Consider the following 18685-nt stretch of genomic DNA (forward strand, 5'->3'; position numbering starts at 1 on the left):
TTGTTGAGAGAGTCAAAGTTCGTTTATGGTGCAATGATGACGGATACTCGACGATTTTCACTGCGTCCTTCTTCGGTATCGTTGCTTGCTGTTGGTTTGGTTGAGCCGTAGCCAACCACTTGGACATTCTCAGGTTGGAAGCCATTCGCAAAGGTCACATCAGCAACACTTTTAGCACGTTGTTCTGATAATAGTTGATTGGCGGCTTCAGTACCGACATTATCGGTATGTCCTTGAATAATGAGCTTATCCAGTTTGATTTTTTCGAGCTTTTTACTCAATGTCGCAATAGTTTGTTCTTGCGCAGGCTGTAATAAGTATTCACCTGTAGCGAACAATAGGCGTGAAGGGAGGTCAAGCAGCCAGCCTTCATCAGAGTAGACAAAGCCTTCTTTTTGCAACACTTTGATCTGAGATTTCTTGAGTCCGCCCAATCCGACGCATGCAGTTAATAGGCTGATACAAACTAAAATGCCGATCAGTTTAATGCTGAGTTTCATGGCTTGGCTCCGTAGGCTGAGGTTTGTGTTTGATGATTGCCCACTGGGTGAGGCTCTCTTTGGCACGGTACATGGCTTGGTCAGCAAGATGTACCAGTTCGGTTGAGGTGTCGATATATTTGCTCAGCGCAATCCCAATACTAAAGCTATAGGGGATAATTTCATCGCTGAATTTAATTTTATGGTCTGTGGTTTGAATGAGATTTTGTGCCACAACGATGGCTTGTGAGGCGTGTTCAATATTGCTCAAGATCACTGCAAATTCGTCACCACCAAGACGAGCAATAAAATCATCTTCTCGTAAGCTGTATTTTAACCGTCGAGCCATTTCTTGCAAGACATGATCGCCAGCTTGATGCCCAAACTGATCATTGATCTGTTTGAAATTATTATTGTCTATGAATAATAGTGCGGACTTTTTGCTGAGTTCAGGATGTGCATAAATTTGCTCTAGACGCTGGTAGAAAAAAGCACGATTAGGCAAATGGGTGAGCGAGTCATGCAGTGCTTGATATTCCAGTGAAGTATTTTCGGCTTGTAACTGATGTTCCCACTTCTGAATTTCATCGAGAAGTTCGTTAAAGCGCTGTGATACTTTATTGAATTCACTGATTTTTCCAGCCGATACCCTTAAATGGAAGGCACGCTGGTCTGAAATGAGCGCAGTGGTTTCAGTGAGTGAGTTGAGTGCACGATTTATGCGTAAATAGTTGATTCGACTACTGATAATAATGATCACAAAGGTAATCAAAATACAGATCATGAAGACCACGATCAACAGATTAATGAAGTTAGTCAGTGGGCGTAAGCTGACTTTGACCAAGACATAAGCGACAATTTGATCGTTATGATGAATATCTGCCAAGCCTAGATTTTGTGTAATTAACACTTTATGGATTTGATCAAGTAGCTCAGAGTCATTAATTTCAGTCGGTTTGGTCGCTTTAAAGATGGAGTGATGTTCTGGAGTAAACACTTCAATCGACTGTAATGGATACTGCTCAATAAATTCGTTGATGATTTCATTGGTGCTGACTTGATCATCAAATACGATCGAGGCTTGTAGTTGCTCAGCCAGAGATTCGGCAATGATTTTGACGTTGGCTTCCGAATAGCGTTTGAATGTATAGCTGGCAATGCCTGTGAAACCGATGATGCAGGTCAATAAAATGATAAAAGAAAGAATCAGTTGTGAGCGAATAAAATAAGATTTGAGCGAGGTTGAAGATGAACCAAACCAATTCATTATTCAGCTCCCTGATATTTTTTTGATAAGAGCAACACTTTGGAATCAATCTGAATGTGTGATTGTTTTAGGCTGTCCATGTTGATTTTAAAGCGATATTGCTGATTACTGCGATAGAGACAAAAAGCGCTACCAGTCGCACATTGCTGATTTTGTTCAGAAATACTCAATGCTTGCTTATTTGAGGCGTTAATGATGCGTTGTTGAGTCTGATCGGCGCTATTGACGAAATATAAAATGTGGCAACGATTCAGTGCATTGGCATTATTTAACAGTGCACTTGCGCTGTAATGTGAGACGTTGACATTGTTGGGACGGATGAGGCTCGATGGCGGATTAAAAATATCATTGCTCAAATATTTGGCTTGACCATCGACCATGCAAAAATTCAATTGTTGCACAGAGGGATTCCAGCGCACATAGCTGATCATCCCATTGACGAGGGCATCCGCATGCTCTTCCGCCGCCTGTGCTGCTATGGGGATAGCGCATAGGCACAGCATAAACGTGAAAGCGTGAAAGCGCCTTCTCATTGTGCTTAATATCATGCTACCCATCACAGATTGTAGAAAAAGAGATGAATTTTACCAAAATAATCTATGGACGTACAGTATCTAGTCAGTCAGCGTACCATGACGAAGTTTAATCGGTGCAAATTGATCGGTCGCTTAATTAAAATGCTCAATTAAAGCCGAATCACGAAAAATTATGAATTTATTTGGATTGTTCGGAAGGCTGTGTCGGTAGATAAATACACACTTCCAAACCGCCTTGTTCATGATTTTTAATGTCGATGTGACCTTCATGAATATCGACAATACGTTTCACAATCGCCAAACCAAGCCCGCTACCTTGTATGGTGCGTGCGGCTTCGCCACGCACAAAAGGTTGCATCAGGGCTTGCACCTGTGACTCAGGAATACCTTCGCCATGATCAGCAACACGAATCATCAGCTCTTGCTCAACCATCTGTGCAGAAAGCTCGATTGGCTCAGCACCATAGCGTTTGGCATTATTGACGAGATTGCCGATGACTCGCTTTAAGGACATGGTATGGGCTTGAATCAAAGGGAGTTCATTCGCCTCAAAGCGGACATCTAAGGGTTTGAATTGAATTACCACTTCTTGCAAAATCGCATTAACGTCAGTCTCTTGCAAAGGCTCGTCTGAACCATCCCGCATATACGAAATGAACTGATCGAGAATGGCGTCCATATCATCCACATCATAGATCAAGCCTTCTTTTAAGAACTCATCGTCAGGCATCATCTCGGCGCTGAGACGAATCCGAGTCAGTGGTGTGCGCAAGTCATGAGAAATCCCTGCCATCATGATTTTTCGATCTTGTTCGATCTGTTGTAAGTTGCTGATCATTTGGTTAAAGGATTGATTGACTTGACGAATCTCAAGTGGCCCATGATTGATTTCAAGATAAGGTGCTTTGCCTGTTTTGGTATAGTTTGTGGCTGCCACTTGCAGGCGTTTTAAAGGGCGGTTGAGTTGACGCACTAAAGTGAGCACGATCACAATGGTGAGTAGGGGAATCCCAAAAAACCAACCAATTAACAGCTCAGGGCTGTAGTTGGCATAGGTCGGCAGTGGCTCTTTTAACCAGCGGTCACCTAACTGTGGCGTCTGCACCCAAAGGCTTGGCGTGGGTTTAAATTGAAAATATACCGTCACCGCATCTGTTGGTAGGTTTAATTCATCGGCAAGTGCTTTTTCGATGCGATCAGTAAAGAGTTCGGCGACCAATTTTTCTCGAACATTGGGGAATTGCTTGGGATCGCTAACTATCTCGATGCCAAGACGCTCACCGAGCCAGTCGTTGAGCTGTACTGAATTTTCCCGATAGCTAATCGTGACATCCCGATAGCTGAGCAGTTCGATTTCCACGCCAAGATAGCGGGCATGTTGTTTAATTTCAGGATAATACAGCGTGCGCCAAAAAAACCACAATGACATCCATAAACTAAAAAACACCACAATAGAGACCAATACTGTGGTGCGCATCGCTGCCGAGCGAGGTTTGATTTTGTCTAAAAAGCGCTCCCAAGGGGTGCGCTTGCGCTCTCTATAAGGTTGCTCATGGTCTAATACAGACTCAGGAGAGATTGGATCGAGATTTTCAGCGCGCATAGTTTAACGAATACTTTGTGTGGAAATTATTCAGCGCCATCTGGAACGAAGACATAGCCCACACCCCAGACTGTTTGAATATAACGTGCTCGTGCAGGATTTTCTTCGATCAAGCGACGTAAGCGAGAAACTTGAACGTCAATTGATCGCTCCATAGCCCCCCATTCCCGACCACGTGCAAGATTCATTAACTTATCCCGAGTTAATGGTTCACGAGGATGTTGCACTAAGGCTTTTAATACCGCAAATTCGCCAGTGGTTAAAGTTACCACTTGCCCTTCACGGGTCAAGGTGCGAGTAGATAAATCCAACGACCAAGGTCCAAAGCTAACCACTTCCAAATTTTGACTAGGCGCACCTGGCACTTCACGCACTTGTCGACGAAGTACTGCACGAATACGTGCCAGCAATTCATTTGGATTAAATGGTTTTGGTAAATAATCATCCGCACCAGCTTCTAAGCCTGCGATACGATCAGAATCGCTACCACGTGCGGTGAGCATAATAATCGGAATATCAATGTGCGAAGTGCGTAGGCGGCGACAAATACTCAAGCCATCTTCAACAGGAAGCATGAAGTCTAAAACGATTAATGAAAATAATTCACGTTGTAGTAAACGATCCATCTGCGTGGCATCGTGTGCAGTTTTGACCACAAAACCTTTATCTTCTAAGAATCGTTGTAATAGTGTGCGTAGGCGAACATCATCATCCACCACCAAAATTCGATCCACTCGATCTGAATCTGGGCGTGGTGCTTCGGTTTCTGCTGGTACAACTAAGCTCATGATGTACTCCTTTTGTTATTGCTTATCATTTCAAGATATACAAGCATCATTTCAATCTGATTAGCCGAATCATTGGCTAGACTTAATATGTTGAGTATAAAGCTAAATTCATTTTCTACACTATGCTCGAATCTTCCAAAAAACTCAAATAAAAGCGCAGTATAGATACTAAAAACAAACATCATCCGCACCAGAGTAACACGGCAATGTGAAAGTGGGGTGAAGGCAGTAGTTACTGACATATTTGACATGGGTTTTGGTTAAAAATGTGTCTCTAATACTTAAATATGATTTTTTGTTTTCTACATTATGCTGTTTACATTGCTGTAAAAGCATAGTATTGCTAATGAATCAGGGTGGAGGATGTTCAGTAACTTAGAACAACCAATGCATTGATGGGTTGTTGTTATTTAAAGAAATTTTTATATATTTTATTTGGAGTAATGAGGATGGGGAATACATTGACACGCTTGTGCTATGCAAGCCAAACCGTCAAGGAAGAAAATGCAATACGTCAGGATTTAATGGATATTTTGACTGAAGCGGTAAATTTTAATCAAAGACATCAGGTCTATGGGGTGTTGTACTATGGCGGTGGGAAATTTTTTCAATGTTTGGAAGGGGATTCGGAGATTGTGAATCCACTGTTTTATGAAAAAATCACTAAAGATCCACGACATACAGGGGTGGAACTACTTGATTTGACGGAAATTAGCGATGTTAAGTTTGGACAGTGGCATATGAAATATGCACCTTATGATAAGGCAATGCTGGGCTTTTTTAATGATCGGGGCATTTCTGAATTTGATCCGTTTATATTGCAAGAACAAGGGCTTGAGGATTTTATTTCGTATTTGCTGAAAGTTTAGGTTGTGTTTGCGGGATGATCGTCGGAATGATGCTTTGTCCGATTTTGATTGTATAGGGAGCGGTGAGTGATGCGATTAAATCAATGGCTGAAAGTGCTTGTATTACTGTGTTGTTGTGCAAGTTTGTCGGCATGTATTAGTCGCTTATCTCGCCCAGAGTTGACTGGGCAGATTGTGGATCGTGCGCAGCAGCCCATCGCACAGGTCAAGGTTGGAGAGGGTTATAGTGATGAGAATGGGTACTTTACTTTGCCTGAACGTCGTTACTATGCTTTTTTACTCAAAGAGATCATGATGATGGAGGCGCCAGCGATGGGCTTTTCAGAGTTGGTTGAAAAAGCGGGTTATCAATCTTGTCAGATTAGTTATCACTCGAACTATGGTGGGGGTGCACCCAAAGGTGCGTCCATGGCACTTGGAAAAATTGTGTTATTAAAAGGCAAAACTACAGAAAGCCCCGTACCAATTTGTGAGACCAAATATACAACAGCAAAATGAATTCAGGGCGAATATGTAAAAAAGCGTGGATTTTTTAATCTTGGACTTTATAATCAGGGCACTTTAAAAACTATCGTGTTGGAATCCCGCTGAATGACTGAAATAGCACAGCAAATCGCTCAAGAACTCACCGTTCGCCCAGAACAAGTAGAGGCGACCATTCGTTTGCTTGATGAAGGGCTTACCGTTCCTTTTGTGGCACGCTATCGTAAAGAAGCAACGCAAGGGCTAGATGATACGCAACTGCGTCAGTTGGATACCCGTTTACATTATTTGCGTGATTTGTATGAGCGCCGTGACAAAGTGATCGAATCGCTAAAAGAACAAGAAAAACTCAGTGATGATTTGTTGACTCGAATCAATGCGGCAGAGACTAAAAATGCTTTAGAAGAAATCTACGCACCGTATCGCCCAAAACGTACCAGTAAGTCATTCAAAGCCAAAGAAGCTGGTTTGGGTGAGTTTGCAGAAAAAATCTTAACGACAGAAGTTGAACCCAAAGACGCATTGGCTGGCTTTAGTCATGAAGACTATGCTGATCTTGATAGTCAACTGGATGCGGTGCAACACATTATCATTGATGAATGGGCGCAAAATATTGCGTTGACTGCTGAGCTTAAACAACTTTTTGCCAAAACTGCAGTTCTAAAAAGCGCAGTCGCTTCTGATGAGAAAAAAGAAGTGGGCAAAAAATTCCGTGATTATTTCGAATTTTCAGAAAACTTAAACAAAGTCCCATCGCATCGCTTGCTCGCCATGCTTCGTGGTCGCCAAGAAAATGTCTTGGGTTTAAAAGTTGATGGTGAAGATGAGCCTGCTTTGGCACGTATCGACGCAGAATATGATTTAGCAACTGTTGCGCCATCTGCACGTCAAGACTTTTTAAAGCATACGGCAAAACTGTTTTGGCTCGCCAAAGTCCGTCCGAGTATTGAGCACTCATTACTGACAGAAAAACGCCTTGCTGCCGAAGCTGAAGCGATGGATGTCTTTGCAGAAAATTTACGTCATTTATTACTATCAGCACCTGCTGGCTCACGTACGACTTTGGGTGTCGATCCAGGGATTCGTACAGGGGTGAAGTTAGCAGTGGTCAATGCGTCTGGTGATGTATTGGCGCATAGCACAATTTATCCATTTGCGCCGAAAGAAGATAAAGTGGGTTCAATTGCAGAACTCGCTCGTCTTTGCCGTGAATTCGAAGTAGATTTGGTTGCTGTGGGTAATGGTACAGCAAGCCGTGAAACTGAAGCAGTCATCGCAGAGATGATGGCCCAAAATGAAGACTTAAAACTGACGCGTGTTAGCGTGAGTGAAGCAGGGGCATCGGTCTACTCTGCAAGTGAATTGGCTGCGCAAGAATTGCCTGAACTCGATGTGTCGATTCGTGGTGCAGTGTCGATTGCACGTCGATTGCAAGATCCATTGGCAGAATTAGTCAAAATTGATCCAAAATCCATTGGTGTGGGTCAATATCAGCACGATGTCAATCAAACAGGTTTGGCGAAGACGCTTGATGCTGTGGTTGAAGACTGTGTCAATGCGGTCGGTGTGGATGTGAATACGGCATCGCCTGCAATTTTGGGTTATATCGCAGGACTGAATAAGTCGATTGCACAGCAAATCGTAGAATATCGTAAAACCAATGGTCGTTTTGAAAACCGTGAGTTGTTGAAAAAAGTGCCACGTCTGGGCGAGCGTACTTTTGAACAGGCTGCAGGTTTCTTGCGTATTCTCGATGGTGATCAACCGCTTGATGCGTCTGCGGTGCACCCTGAAAGCTATGCTTTGGTTGCCAATATTGCAGAAAGCAAAAGTACCACGGTGCAAGACATTATCGCCAATAGTGAAATCATCAGTACCATTGATGCGTCAAATTTCGTGAATGATCAATACGGTTTGCCAACGGTACAAGATGTACTTTCTGAGCTTGAGAAACCAGGTCGTGATCCACGTCCAGAGTTCCGCACTGCGAAGTTCCGTGAAGACATCACCGAAGTGGCGCAACTCACTGAAGGCATGAAGCTCGAAGGTGTGGTCACCAATGTCACCAACTTCGGTGCATTCGTCGATGTCGGTGTACATCAAGATGGTTTAGTGCATATCTCAGAGCTTTCAAATAGCTTTGTCAGTGATCCGCATAAAGTGGTGAAACCAGGTCAAATCGTACAAGTGCGTGTTTTACAGGTCGATGTTGAACGTAATCGTGTCAACTTGAGTATGAAAGCAGAAGGGGCGAGTAGCAATCCGAAAGCTGCACGTGCCAATCAAGAGCATAGAGGTGAGCAAAAGCGTTCACCACGCAATGATCGTCCTGAACAGAAGTCACGTCCGCAAAACAAGCAGGCAAAACCGCAGAATAAACCTCAACCAGCAAAAATTGGTGGCTTAGGTGAGCTTTTGCTACAAGCGGGTGTAAAGAAGTCTAAATAAATGGGAAGACATTTCCACTTATAAAAAGTCCCCTACCTATTACTTGGTTGGGGATTTTTTTCTTTTAGGTGGTGATTGAATGTCCGCTATTTATCTCTTATAGAGAGTGATATTGTTGTGCGATTTGACAAACTTCTACTGAATAATTTGCATACCATTTCTCTTGCCCAATACTTTGAGCGGTAAGATGTTCAGTATCTTTTTTCCAAGCGTGAATATCTTCTAAGTTTCGCCAATAAGATAAGGCAATTTCTTGATCGCCTTCTGTGTAACTTTCAAATTTTTGGCAATGATATTGTTGTATTGCTTTTTGCCTTAATCGTTCGGCATATTGTGAATATTCTGCATCCAATTGTTTGATGGTTGCTTTAAAGATCACAACATACATATCGCTCTCCATCAGTTTTAGTGAAGAAATTATTCAAAATAAGGGTTGGCAATATCGAGTTTGGCTAAAACCGCAATTTCCAAATTTTCCATTTCTTCTGCTTCAATATCTCCAAGCTCATGGTCATAGCCGAGTAGATGTAGCACGCCATGCACCAACATATGCGTGAAATGATTGATCGACGTTTTTTGCTGTTCCTGCGCTTCGTGTAAAACAACAGGAATGCAAATCACCAAATCACCCAGTGGACGAGCATCGAGCATTTCTAAAATTTCTTCAGGAATATCACTTGGAAAAGACAGCACATTGGTCGGTTTGTCTTTGCCTCGATATTGCAGATTTAACTCGTGACTTTCTGTAAGATCGACACAGGCAATACCGATTTCCGTCGGCTCATCCATATCTAAATGCACAAGCGTCGTATCAATAATCTTTGCAAGCACATCTTCATTTAAAACAAGCTCGGGACTTTTAAAATCTTGTTGTAGAGCGAGATTAACTTTCACTAGACTCTCGCTCGGTACGTTCGACTTCTTCTGCGCTTTCGCTGGTTTTTAATCGATGCTGTGCATCGGCGGCAGAATCATTGGCTTCGATCAATGCCATTTGTAAGGCTTTGCGTTCGGCACGTTTTTCTGCACTAATGCGTTGTTGCTGATCATCGAAAATATCATAGGCTTCGACGATTTTTTGCACCAATTGATGGCGTACCACATCACGAGAGTGGAAGCGGGTAATATGAATTTCTTCAATTTTTTCTAAGATTTTTAAGGCTTGCGCCAAACCTGATTGCTGACCACGGGGTAGATCGACTTGGGTAATATCGCCTGTAATCACGGCACGAGAGCCGAAGCCAAGACGGGTCAGGAACATTTTCATCTGTTCGGGGGTGGTGTTTTGCGCCTCATCCAAAATCACAAAAGAATGATTCAGTGTACGACCACGCATATAGGCAAGTGGTGCCACTTCAATGACTTGTTTTTCAATCAGTTTGGCGACTTTTTCAAAGCCGAGCATTTCATATAAAGCATCGTAAAGTGGACGCAAATATGGGTCGATTTTTTGGGTGAGATCACCCGGTAAGAAACCGAGTTTTTCACCTGCTTCTACCGCAGGTCGCACCAGTAGAATACGTTGAATTTCGTTGCGTTCAAGCATGTCTACCGCAGCAGCGACGGCAAGATAGGTTTTCCCTGTACCTGCAGGACCAACACCGAAAGAAATATCACTTTGCAAAATACGCTGTACATAACGACTTTGGTTGGCGCCACGTGGATTGATGCGCCCTTTGCGGGTTTGTAAATAGACATCCATCGGTGCTTCATCAAGTTCTTCGCCAACCAGTTCAAAGTCACGTTCGGTTTGGCTACCTTGGATGATCAAGTGAAGCTGGTCTGCACTGATGGTTTGCGTGCTTTCGGATTCTTCAAAAAGACGTTGCAAAATGGCTTCAGTGCGTTCTACCTGAGGCATATCACCTTCGATAAAAAAGCTGTCGCCACGATGCGAGATGTTGGTTTGGAGTCTTTGTTCGATCTGTCGCAAGTGGGCGTTATATGCGCCCAACATGCTTTTTAATTGTTCTAATGGAATGCCTGCGAATTGTACTGTACGACGAATGGTGGCAGTCAAATGAGAATCCTTTTGAGATGAATGACGACTGGGATGCTGGAGGGCACATCTGTGCCGACTCAACATACCCTATACATTACGCCACGTCCGACTCAAGATTCAAGAGTTTTCCATAAACAAAATTTAAAGTTTTGATTTCAGTGATCTCGATGTTTGCAAACTGACCAATCCAGTCCGCTGAACCCTCAAAACTGACCAAACGTGTATTGTCTGCTGTTCCCACCAACATATTTGGCTGGTGATCAGAAACTTTTTCGATCAGAACACGTTCAATACGACCGAGCATGGCATCGGTTTTATCAATGCTGGATTGCTTAATCACTTTTTGAATTTCAGCCAGACGGGCTTTTTTCACCAGTTCAGGCGTACTATCAGGCAATTCAGACGCAGGCGTACCAGGGCGTTTTGAATAGATAAAGCTATAAGAATGATCAAAATCTAGGTCTTTGATGAATTGCAGTGTTTCTTGATAGTTCTGATCGGTTTCCCCTGGGAAGCCAATGATAAAGTCACTGGAGAGGTGCATATCAGGACGAATGGCACGCAATTTGGCAATTTTATCAATATAGACATCAATGCTGTGATTGCGCTTCATGGCTTTGAGCACATCATTCGAGCCACTTTGCACAGGAAGATGTAAATGCGAAACCATCTGCGGTAAATCACGATAGCATTCGATCAACTCTTCAGAAAACTCAAGCGGATGTGATGTGGTATAACGAATGCGCCCGATCCCTGGAATGGCTGCGACTAGACGAATTAACTCGGCAAAAGTGCAAATTTCACCTTCAAAGGTTTCACCACGATAGCCGTTGACGTTCTGACCAAGCAGATTGACTTCACGCACACCTTTTTCAGCTAAAGTGGCAATTTCTGCCAAAACATCATCCAGCGGACGAGAAACCTCTTCACCACGAGTATATGGCACCACGCAGAATGAGCAATATTTTGAACAGCCTTCCATGATCGAGACAAAGGCTTTAAAGCCTTCAACACGTGGTTCAGGTAAAAAGTCAAATTTCTCAATATCTGGAAATGAAATATCCACCAGTTTGATTTTTTCAGATTTCGGCTTTTCGATCTGCTCATGATGTTGATCGAGCATCTGTGGTAGACGGTGCAAGGTCTGCGGTCCAAACACCATATCGACATATGGTGCACGCTTTTGAATAGTGTCGCCTTCTTGTGATGCCACACAACCACCAACCCCGATGATCAAATCAGGATTTTGCTCTTTGAGTTTGCGCCAACGACCAAGTTCGCTAAAGACTTTTTCTTGGGCTTTTTCACGGATTGAGCAAGTATTCATCAGTAGAATATCTGCTTCGCTCGGGTCAGTAGTGAGCACATAGCCATGCGAATCACCGAGAAGATCTGCCATACGATGACTGTCATACTCATTCATCTGACATCCTTGGGTTTCGATGTAGAGCTTTTTCACCAAGGTATCTTGGAGATCAGCTTGATCGAAACTAGCTTGATCGAAATCAACAGGATGCGATGGCTGGGATACAGTTTTTTCTGCGGCAGCACGTGCAGTTGGAATGAAGGTTTGAACCGTCATGAGTGGTTGAGTCCTCTAAAATAATGCGCAAAATGTGAACGCCGAATCGTTGCGAAAATCCACACTGAAAACGAAAGGCGCATATTTTAGCAGTTTATTGCGATTCGTGCTTTAGCTGCGCTGGATTTTTGTGAACTGGTTTTTTGAGTTGGGCTCGAAGCAATGGCAAGAACCAGTATCAAGAATCAGTGGCAAGAAGTTACAGAACACTTAAATAAAAAATGGGTGTGCTGATTTAAACTATCGAAACTTTGCAATGACTTCACTCAAAAAAAATAAGGCAGTGAAGTAAATTATTGGGCGACAGCAAAGTACACAAGCGTATAGATCAGTTGTGAAGATGACGTTCTTTCATCAGAATTTCTCTTTTTAATCATGGTTTTTCTTGTTGTTTTTATATTTTTTTTCAATGTTTTAGGACCTCATGCATGCGAAATACTGGCTTAGATTTTTTGACAAGTAAAAAACCGAATGGTTCGACTTGGAAATTATCTTTACACAGTTTAGCGGTTGCGGCTGTTGCAACCTGCGGTGCGACAGTGGCGGAAGCCTCAGATGAGGTCTTTAATGAAGCCTATCGGGTCAGCAGTAGTGGCAATGCGGCATTACTCGATCAATATCAATATGCCATGCAAGACAGTGTACTGTCCTATTATCCAGAATACTGGAAGCTCAATCAAAATTTAGCATTACAACCATCTTCTTCTATTGTTTCTTTTGCAAAACGTTACCCACAATCTGCCATGGCAGAAAAGTTATCCGCCGATTATGTCGAAGAAAAAGTCCGTGCGGGAGATTTTGCTTCGGCATCGCCTGTGGTTGGCTATGTGAGCAATGCTGATGAAGCCGAAGCCTGTGCGGTGGCACAAGTGCGAGCACGCACTGGCGATCCGTTGGTTTTAGCAGAATTTAAAAATAAAGTCTGGCTGACTACAGATTCACAGCCTGAATCTTGTGTTGGACTGGCGAGAATCATGCTTGATAGTCCGCTGATGACACAAAAGGATCAGCAACAGCGTTTATTTGCCATGCTTCGTGCGGGTAATTCTGGGCATGCATTTGCTTTGGCGAACAAGATGGGCATGCCACTGTCTTTAGCTCAGATGAATCAAATTTCAGCCAATCCAATCAATTATCTCTGGTCTGCACCCAAAGCCACCGCTCAAGATCATGCCTATTTGATTTTTGCATTGGGGCGTTTGGCGGACAGTGATTTGAATAATGCGATTTCTATGGTCGATCGTCTGGCGCAAGGTGTGCCTGAAGATGTGCAAAAATATCTGTATCGCACCGTGGCGTATATCGGCGGAACAACGGTGCTGAAAAATAATTTTAATGCGATTTTGCCAAGTTATTTTGATAAAAGTTATGGCTATCCATTTAGCCCTGAAGAAGCGGAAATTTACGCACGGCAAAGTATTCGTTTTGGCAAATGGGAAGGGGTGATTCGAGCGGTTGATGCCATGACCGATCAGCAAAAGCAAGAGTCACGCTGGCAGTATTGGTTGGCACGTGCCACAGAACAGCGTGGCGATAGCAAGAGTAAATCGTATGCACAGCAGGTTTATCAGCGGATTGCCACCCAAGATGATTATCATGGCTTGCTTGCCAAGGCTCGGTTAAATCAAGCCTATACCAGCTTTCCGCAACCTTATCAGCCAAGCAGTAGTGATTATTCTCGGCTTGCCAAAGATGTGCATTTCCAACGTGCGTTTGCACTGCGTAACATTGATGCGCCAGACAATTATGTCAATCGTGAGTGGAATTGGGCGGTGCGTCAGGCGTATTTGCAACATGATGATGGTTTGATTTTGGCGGCGGCAAAACGTGCCAATGATATGGGCTGGTATGATCGAGCGATTTATGCCGCCGATCGTACCGAGAAAAAGCATAATTATAATCTGCGCTATCCAACCCCGTATCAGTCGACTGTAGTCAATTATAGTAATTCAGTCAGTATCAATCCTGCGTGGGCTTATGGCTTGATGCGTCAAGAGAGTCGCTTTAATGTTGGCGCACGTTCGCATGTTGGTGCGGGTGGATTGATGCAGATTATGCCTGATACGGCACGTTTGGTCGCAAAACAAATGGGCGAGCCCTACAATAGTGGCGCACTGTCGAATATGAATACTAATATCCGTTATGGCACCTATTATCTCAGCATGATTCAAGGTCAACTCAGCGGTCATCCTGTGGTGGCAACAGCAGGCTATAATGCGGGGCCGAATCGAGCACGTCGTTGGCAACCTGATGTGCAAAAGATCGATGCTGATCAATATGCCGAATCTGTACCGATCTTAGAAACTCGAGATTATGTCAAGCACGTCATGGAAAATGCCATGCATTATGGTGTGGTGCTTGGACAAGGCAATCAGTCGATCAATCGATTGATGTACCCAGTCCCCCAGCAGTACTGAGTTATAGAATAGTTGTATGAATGTGATCAGTGTGAATCAGTTCAGTCTTGATAAAAATGCACTTCTACGGCTTGGGTGTGCGGGTATTTTGCTGTTTTTGTTCGGTTGGACACAGCAACTCTATGCAGCACCGCCAAAAGGCTATATCTTGCATATCGAGCTATCACCAGCAGTTTGTAAAATTGATCCATTGCAAAAGCGTACTCGGCAATGCTTGGAAGGGTATTCATTAACGGTGCTTGGTTTGTTCCCTGAAGGCGTGGAAATCAATAACTGTGAAACTTCCAGTTCGGCGACCTTATCTCCTGTACAGCGCCGTGTGGTGATGCGCTTGATTCCTGATGAAGCGGCGCAAGCCCGTTTGTGGCGTTCGGTCGGTGGCTGTGTTTCGATGAATGCTAGTCAGTATTTCCGAAAGCTGGTGACCTATGCAGAACAGCTCAAAGTGCCTCCTGAGGTGACTTCGCCGACCACCATTAAAGTCAATCGCTCAAAATTAGAAAATCGCTTTTATCAAATGAATTCAGGCTTGAATCAAAACAGTTTGCGACTCACCTGTGCGGGGAGTGGGCGTGCCGCTGTGCTGACCGATGTTAAGGTTTGCTACCGCACCAATGGACAATATCAAGCCTGTCATATTCAGCACACGACCAATTGTCCATCGAATATGCTGATTCAGGGGTCTTATTAAGCACGTATTTGGATTGCTTCTTGTCTTTGTCGGCGTTGCTTGAATCTTTAATCGGCGCTGTGACACATTTTGCGTCAAAAAAGTGACTGGGCGTTTATGCTTTTTATTACGACTTTTGTTGAAAATGAGAGTCTTTTAGATGCAAGCCTAGTCTGATTGGAGTACAATCTTGGCGGTTTATAAAATTTAAGATTAACAAGAAACGACCAATATTCAATTTTTGGTCAATTCTTAATCCGTGTGAACGAACCTCTCAATTGGAGATAATTACATGAAGCAACCTGTTCGTGTTGCCGTTACAGGCGCAGCTGGTCAAATTGGTTATAGCTTATTATTCCGTATCGCAAGCGGTGAAATGCTAGGTAAAGATCAACCTGTTATTTTACAATTGCTTGAAATCCCAGTTGAGAAAGCTCAACAAGCGCTTAAAGGCGTAATGATGGAATTAGACGACTGTGCATTCCCATTGTTGGCAGGCATGGTTGGTACTGATGATCCTAAAGTTGCATTCAAAGATGCAGACTATGCATTGTTAGTTGGTTCTCGTCCGCGTGGTCCTGGTATGGAACGTGCTGATTTGCTTAAAGTCAACGGTGAAATCTTCATCGGTCAAGGTCAAGCACTCAACGAAGTTGCGAGCCGTGACGTGAAAGTATTGGTTGTAGGTAACCCAGCAAATACCAATGCCTATATCGCAATGAAATCTGCGCCAGATCTTCCAGCGAAAAACTTCACTGCAATGCTTCGTCTTGATCACAACCGTGCTTTGACGCAAGTTGCGCAAAAAGCAGGTGTTGCAGTTGCTGACATCGAAAACATGACCGTTTGGGGTAACCACTCTCCAACCATGTATGCAGATTACCGTTTTGCAAACGTAAATGGCGAGAGCTTAAAAGACAAAATCAACGATGCAGCTTGGAATAAAGACGTGTTCCTTCCTACCGTTGGTAAGCGTGGTGCGGCGATCATCGAAGCACGTGGATTGTCTTCTGCTGCATCTGCTGCAAATGCTGCGATTGATCACATGCGTGATTGGGCGCTTGGCACCAACGGCAAATGGGTAACAATGGGTATTCCTTCTGACGGTTCTTACGGTATCCCTGAAGGCGTGATGTTCGGTTTCCCTGTGACCACTGAAAATGGCGAATACAAAATCGTTCAAGGTTTAGAAATCGACGAATTCAGCCGTGAACGTATTAACTTCACATTGAATGAACTTGAAGAAGAGCGTGCAGCAGTTGCTGATATGGTGAAATAATCCGTATGAATGGATGATTGATGTTGCGCTGAAAATCATCAGTTCAACGTCAGATAAAGATAGGGTGCTGAAAAAGCGCTCTATTTTTTTTGTCTACTACACAGAAAAAATATTTCGCAAAAAATATAAAATATACAAAATTAGTCAGATTTATTTGTTATTTTGGAGGGGAATTGCTTGAAAATAAGTGTACTCATCAGTACACTTTGCATCTGGTAAATTTTGACTCGGCATAGTTGTCTTTAAAATTTGTACATCAAGATCGTTTTTTAGTTCATATGTTATTGATTTTTATATTGCTTATTGTGATTTTGATGGTGCTGACAGTTTTTGTCATGGTTACACCACATTCGGCTATTGATCAATATCTTCTTGTGTCGGTCCAGCATTATGATGTAGACATTTTGAAGAATACTGCGGTCGTCCTTGCCCATGTGGGTAGTTTATATGGGACATCGCTCATCGCTGGCTTACTTTGTGCTGTGCTGATTTATCAGCGACGTCGGGCACAGGTATTGCAGTTGCTTGTGGGTTTTTTTCTGACAGTAGGGATGACGTGGTTACTCAAGTGGTTGATTGCTCGACCACGACCAGAGGCGGTTGATCCGTCTGCGGTAGCGACCTATGGCAGTTCTTTTCCAAGTGCACACAGTGCCTATGCGGCAATGCTTGCAATCATGTTGGTATTGGTATTTCGCTCAAATCAAACGGTGAAATATTGGGTTTGGGGTGTTGCGCTGATTTGGGCTGTGCTGATGGGATGGTCTAGAATCTATATTAATGCACACTATGCAACAGATGTTTTGGCGGGGTGGATCATTGCGATTTTGATGATGTCTTTCTCCATTGGGTTAATCAATAAATTTTATTTGAATCAGCGGTATCAATAATCTTTCTTAGAGGTGAATAAATGAAAACGGCAAAACGTTGGGCGCCAGTGCTCAGTGCATGTACCTTAGCCGTAACAATGGCCTTGGTCGGTTGTAGTAAAGATGCTGAGCAGGCACAAGGTGCCAATGCTCAACAAGCACAGCCAACACCAGTAGGAGTGATTGTTGCGCAGCCGCAAAGTGTTGAAAATGTGGTGGCAATGACAGGTCGTACTTCAGCGTATGAAATTTCTGAAGTGCGTCCACAGGCGAGTGGTGTGATTTTAAAACGCTTGTTTACAGAAGGTAGCTATGTGCGCCGTGGACAAGCATTGTATGAGATTGATGATCGTACCAATCGTGCCAGTGTAGATAACTACAAAGCGGCAGAACGTCGTGCACAAGCCAATCTGAATGCGCTACGTGTCACCGAAGGACGTTATCGTCAGTTGGTGGGCACCAATGCGGTATCCAAGCAAGAGTATGATGATGCGGTTGCGCAAGTACGTTTGGCAGAAGCTGATCTGGCTGCTGCACGTGCTTCATTAAAAGATGCGCAAATCAACCTAGGTTATTCGACTGTACGTGCGCCGATCTCTGGTCAAACAGGTCGTTCATCGGTAACGGCAGGTGCCTTGGTTTCTGCAAGTCAAGCTGATCCATTGGTGACGATTCGTCAACTCGATCCAATCTATGTGGATATTACTCAGTCTAGTGCTGAGCTGTTGCGCTTACGCCAAGGCTTAAAAGATGGCAATCTAGATCGTAGCAACAATACCAAAGTCAAACTTAAACTTGAAGATGGTAGCACTTATCCGATCGAGGGTAATTTGGCGTTTTCTGATGCCAGTGTCGATCCTGAAACAGGTTCTGTGACACTGCGTGCTGTATTCTCGAATCCAAATCAATTGTTGTTGCCAGGTATGTTTGCTACAGCAGAGGTTGTGCAAGGTATCGTACCAAATGCATTTTTGGTTCCTCAAGTTGCTCTAGCACGTACACCGACAGGTCAAGCACAAGTGATGGTGGTGAATGCGCAAAATAAAGTGGAAACACGTATCGTTGAAACCTCTGGGCTAAAAGATCAACAGTGGATCGTCACCAAAGGCTTAAAAACTGGTGACAAAATCATTGTCGAAGGCGTGGCCAAAGTGAAAGAAGGGCAAGATGTGAAACCATCGCCGTATCAGCCAAAAGCAGATAATGCGAATCCAGCGCAAGCAGGCGCAGGTCAAACGTCTGGTGCAGCAACAGGTGCAGCTCAAAAGCCTGATGCTCAGCCTAATTCACAGACACAGCCTAAACCACAGTCACAAGGTGAAGCAGCGACACCAGCCAAGCAAAATGCACAAACTGAACAACCAGCTACTTCAAATACATAAGGGGTGGTCAT

General features: G+C 43.7%; 17 protein-coding genes. 8 read left to right on the plus strand and 9 right to left on the minus strand.

All coding sequences use genetic code 11. From position 1 onward, the window contains the following. Positions 1–23: 23 nt before the first annotated feature. From yfiB to ompR, 5 genes are all read right to left on the minus strand, one after another. On the minus strand, positions 24–500 hold the full coding sequence (gene yfiB, locus BLQ60_RS05340; protein WP_092617032.1) for an outer membrane lipoprotein YfiB: 477 nt from the start codon (positions 498–500) through the stop codon (positions 24–26). Further along, entirely contained in the window at positions 484–1746 is a 1263-nt protein-coding gene (dgcN, locus tag BLQ60_RS05345; protein ID WP_092617035.1) for a diguanylate cyclase DgcN/YfiN, read from the minus strand. Before dgcN ends, yfiB begins: the two co-directional genes overlap by 17 nt. After that, positions 1746–2249 carry a regulatory sequestration protein YfiR gene (gene yfiR, locus BLQ60_RS05350; protein WP_092617038.1) on the minus strand — a complete coding sequence of 168 codons (504 nt, stop codon included), beginning with the start codon at positions 2247–2249 and terminating at the stop codon, positions 1746–1748. Before yfiR ends, dgcN begins: the two co-directional genes overlap by 1 nt. 211 nt (positions 2250–2460) lie before the next feature. Continuing rightward, positions 2461–3885: an ATP-binding protein gene (locus tag BLQ60_RS05355; RefSeq protein ID WP_092617041.1), complete on the minus strand. Its 1425-nt coding sequence runs from the start codon at positions 3883–3885 to the stop codon at positions 2461–2463. Positions 3886–3911: 26 nt separating this feature from the next. After that, the gene (gene ompR, locus BLQ60_RS05360; RefSeq protein WP_092617044.1) at positions 3912–4673 is read right to left on the minus strand and encodes an osmolarity response regulator transcription factor OmpR; all 762 of its coding nucleotides are present in this window, start codon (positions 4671–4673) and stop codon (positions 3912–3914) included. 449 nt (positions 4674–5122) lie between these two features. Between ompR and BLQ60_RS05370 the strand changes: the two genes are divergently transcribed. The 3 genes from BLQ60_RS05370 to BLQ60_RS05380 all read left to right on the plus strand — a co-directional run bounded on the left by BLQ60_RS05370 (position 5123) and on the right by BLQ60_RS05380 (position 8473). Beyond that, positions 5123–5542, plus strand: a complete 420-nt coding sequence (locus tag BLQ60_RS05370) for a BLUF domain-containing protein (RefSeq protein WP_171259053.1) — start codon at positions 5123–5125, stop codon at positions 5540–5542. Positions 5543–5611: 69 nt separating this feature from the next. Next, positions 5612–6040 (plus strand): hypothetical protein, encoded by a 429-nt coding sequence (locus BLQ60_RS05375; protein ID WP_092617053.1) that lies wholly within the window; start codon positions 5612–5614, stop codon positions 6038–6040. Between the two features lie 93 nt (positions 6041–6133). Beyond that, on the plus strand, positions 6134–8473 hold the full coding sequence (locus tag BLQ60_RS05380) for a Tex family protein (RefSeq protein WP_092617056.1): 2340 nt from the start codon (positions 6134–6136) through the stop codon (positions 8471–8473). A 97-nt stretch (positions 8474–8570) separates the two neighbouring features. Here the strand turns inward: BLQ60_RS05380 and BLQ60_RS05385 are convergent, their stop codons facing one another. The 4 genes from BLQ60_RS05385 to miaB form a co-directional block, all read right to left on the minus strand. Beyond that, on the minus strand, positions 8571–8861 hold the full coding sequence (locus BLQ60_RS05385) for an antibiotic biosynthesis monooxygenase family protein (RefSeq protein ID WP_092617059.1): 291 nt from the start codon (positions 8859–8861) through the stop codon (positions 8571–8573). A 29-nt stretch (positions 8862–8890) separates the two neighbouring features. Continuing rightward, a complete protein-coding gene (gene ybeY, locus BLQ60_RS05390; protein ID WP_092617062.1) occupies positions 8891–9367 on the minus strand; it encodes an rRNA maturation RNase YbeY in 477 nt (158 codons plus the stop codon). After that, on the minus strand, positions 9357–10493 hold the full coding sequence (locus BLQ60_RS05395; RefSeq protein WP_092617065.1) for a PhoH family protein: 1137 nt from the start codon (positions 10491–10493) through the stop codon (positions 9357–9359). The genes ybeY and BLQ60_RS05395 overlap by 11 nt, the downstream gene beginning before the upstream one ends. A gap of 76 nt (positions 10494–10569) precedes the next feature. Then, complete coding sequence (gene miaB / locus BLQ60_RS05400) at positions 10570–12057, minus strand: tRNA (N6-isopentenyl adenosine(37)-C2)-methylthiotransferase MiaB (protein ID WP_092617068.1); 1488 nt, start codon at positions 12055–12057, stop codon at positions 10570–10572. Positions 12058–12485: 428 nt separating this feature from the next. Between miaB and BLQ60_RS05405 the strand changes: the two genes are divergently transcribed. The 5 genes from BLQ60_RS05405 to BLQ60_RS05425 all read left to right on the plus strand — a co-directional run bounded on the left by BLQ60_RS05405 (position 12486) and on the right by BLQ60_RS05425 (position 18674). Beyond that, on the plus strand, positions 12486–14474 hold the full coding sequence (locus BLQ60_RS05405; RefSeq protein WP_092617070.1) for a lytic transglycosylase domain-containing protein: 1989 nt from the start codon (positions 12486–12488) through the stop codon (positions 14472–14474). A 16-nt stretch (positions 14475–14490) separates the two neighbouring features. Continuing rightward, positions 14491–15165 carry a ribonuclease T2 family protein gene (locus BLQ60_RS05410; protein WP_213030462.1) on the plus strand — a complete coding sequence of 225 codons (675 nt, stop codon included), beginning with the start codon at positions 14491–14493 and terminating at the stop codon, positions 15163–15165. Positions 15166–15436: 271 nt separating this feature from the next. Then, the gene (locus BLQ60_RS05415) at positions 15437–16423 is read left to right on the plus strand and encodes a malate dehydrogenase (RefSeq protein WP_092617073.1); all 987 of its coding nucleotides are present in this window, start codon (positions 15437–15439) and stop codon (positions 16421–16423) included. 314 nt (positions 16424–16737) lie between these two features. Then, a complete protein-coding gene (locus tag BLQ60_RS05420; RefSeq protein ID WP_171259056.1) occupies positions 16738–17313 on the plus strand; it encodes a phosphatase PAP2 family protein in 576 nt (191 codons plus the stop codon). Positions 17314–17333: 20 nt separating this feature from the next. Next, positions 17334–18674 carry an efflux RND transporter periplasmic adaptor subunit gene (locus tag BLQ60_RS05425; RefSeq protein WP_092617079.1) on the plus strand — a complete coding sequence of 447 codons (1341 nt, stop codon included), beginning with the start codon at positions 17334–17336 and terminating at the stop codon, positions 18672–18674. Positions 18675–18685 lie beyond the last annotated feature (11 nt).

The organism is Acinetobacter marinus, from assembly GCF_900096915.1.
In the GTDB taxonomy this organism is placed as follows: Bacteria; Pseudomonadota; Gammaproteobacteria; order Pseudomonadales; family Moraxellaceae; genus Acinetobacter; species Acinetobacter marinus.

Coding starts and splice junctions, on each gene's coding strand:
- yfiB (WP_092617032.1), bottom strand. CDS start 500: ATGAAACTCAGCATTAAACTGATCGGCATTTTAGTTTGTATCAGCCTA.
- dgcN (WP_092617035.1), bottom strand. CDS start 1,746: ATGAATTGGTTTGGTTCATCTTCAACCTCGCTCAAATCTTATTTTATT.
- yfiR (WP_092617038.1), bottom strand. CDS start 2,249: ATGCTGTGCCTATGCGCTATCCCCATAGCAGCACAGGCGGCGGAAGAG.
- BLQ60_RS05355 (WP_092617041.1), bottom strand. CDS start 3,885: ATGCGCGCTGAAAATCTCGATCCAATCTCTCCTGAGTCTGTATTAGAC.
- ompR (WP_092617044.1), bottom strand. CDS start 4,673: ATGAGCTTAGTTGTACCAGCAGAAACCGAAGCACCACGCCCAGATTCA.
- BLQ60_RS05370 (WP_171259053.1), top strand. CDS start 5,123: ATGGGGAATACATTGACACGCTTGTGCTATGCAAGCCAAACCGTCAAG.
- BLQ60_RS05375 (WP_092617053.1), top strand. CDS start 5,612: ATGCGATTAAATCAATGGCTGAAAGTGCTTGTATTACTGTGTTGTTGT.
- BLQ60_RS05380 (WP_092617056.1), top strand. CDS start 6,134: ATGACTGAAATAGCACAGCAAATCGCTCAAGAACTCACCGTTCGCCCA.
- BLQ60_RS05385 (WP_092617059.1), bottom strand. CDS start 8,861: ATGTATGTTGTGATCTTTAAAGCAACCATCAAACAATTGGATGCAGAA.
- miaB (WP_092617068.1), bottom strand. CDS start 12,057: ATGACGGTTCAAACCTTCATTCCAACTGCACGTGCTGCCGCAGAAAAA.
- BLQ60_RS05405 (WP_092617070.1), top strand. CDS start 12,486: ATGCGAAATACTGGCTTAGATTTTTTGACAAGTAAAAAACCGAATGGT.
- BLQ60_RS05410 (WP_213030462.1), top strand. CDS start 14,491: ATGAATGTGATCAGTGTGAATCAGTTCAGTCTTGATAAAAATGCACTT.
- BLQ60_RS05415 (WP_092617073.1), top strand. CDS start 15,437: ATGAAGCAACCTGTTCGTGTTGCCGTTACAGGCGCAGCTGGTCAAATT.
- BLQ60_RS05420 (WP_171259056.1), top strand. CDS start 16,738: ATGGTGCTGACAGTTTTTGTCATGGTTACACCACATTCGGCTATTGAT.
- BLQ60_RS05425 (WP_092617079.1), top strand. CDS start 17,334: ATGAAAACGGCAAAACGTTGGGCGCCAGTGCTCAGTGCATGTACCTTA.